We start from the raw sequence: 1,072 nt of genomic DNA, 5'->3' as shown, positions 1-1,072 counted from the left end.
TCTCCAACAATGTCAGAAAATCCGATCGACTCAAACAGTCAATCTCAAAGGAACCCACAAAGGGTTCAAATATACAAAGCTCTACTGGCTTAGTTCATTAGCACACTGTTGAGTTCTCAAACAACACGCAACCGCAGTTGCTTCTAAGCTTTTTTGTTCTGCGGACGAACCATACCCTACCGGCAATCCGGAGATTCATCGGGAGGTGTGTACTTCGTCCTTCAGGGCCACCCACTCTACCACACTTGGTGGGAGCTTGGTTCATGGTCCCCTGCCTGGTACCCCGCGCCTTGGGGCTTCCCGCCCCGTCGGCCCGGTCTCCCTGGCGACGAAGAGAAGATTACACGCCAGGAAAACCGGCCCGAACAGGGGGGGTCCTAAACGGTGAAACCGCAGGTCAGGACAGCATCCGCACGCCGCCGGCGTGCCGCTTGCCCCGGCGAACGACGAGCCACTTGCCGTGCAGGGCGTCGCCCGGCTCCGGCCGCCAGTTCTCGTCGCTGATCTTCACGTTGTTCACGTACGCGCCGCCCTCCTTCACGGTGCGTCGCGCGGCACCCTTGCTGTCGACCAGACCGGGAGCGAGCAGCAGATCGACGATCGTGGGCTCGTCGGGCAGGCGGACTTCGCCGGTGGGCACCTCGCTCATGACCGCCTCGAGCGTGCGCTCGTCGAGCTCGCCCAGCTCGCCCCGTCCGAACAGCGCCTGGCTCGCGGCGATCACCTGCTTCGTCTGGTCGGCGCCGTGCACGAGCGTGGTGAGCTCCTCGGCCAGTCTCCGCTGCGCGGCCCGCAACTGGGGCTTCTCGGTGGTGAGCCGCTCCAGCTCCTCGATCTCCTCCCGGCCGAGGAAGGTGAACATGCGCAGGTAGGGCACGACCTCGCTGTCGGCGACGTTCACGAAGTACTGGAACCACGCATACGGCGAGGTCATGGCCGGATCGAGCCAGAGGTTCCCACCGCCGGTGGACTTGCCGAACTTCCGGCCTTCCGCGTCGGTCACCAGCGGGGTGGTGAGCGCGTGCACACCCGCCCCGTCGACCTTGCGGATGTAATCGACCCCGCCCACGAT

1 protein-coding gene is annotated in these 1,072 nt (G+C 63.8%); it reads right to left on the bottom strand.

The genetic code is table 11. The features are described from left to right. Positions 1-397: 397 nt before the first annotated feature. Positions 398-1,072: tyrosine--tRNA ligase (tyrS, locus tag FNH05_RS37630; protein WP_144593576.1), on the bottom strand; the 675-nt coding region annotated here is incomplete at its 5' end.

The sequence above is a fragment of the Amycolatopsis rhizosphaerae genome, from assembly GCF_007713715.1.
GTDB classification, from domain to species: Bacteria; Actinomycetota; Actinomycetes; order Mycobacteriales; family Pseudonocardiaceae; genus Amycolatopsis_E; species Amycolatopsis_E rhizosphaerae.
The sequence above is the reverse complement of the archived record's forward strand: the minus strand, read 5'-3'. Positions and strand labels throughout refer to the sequence as shown.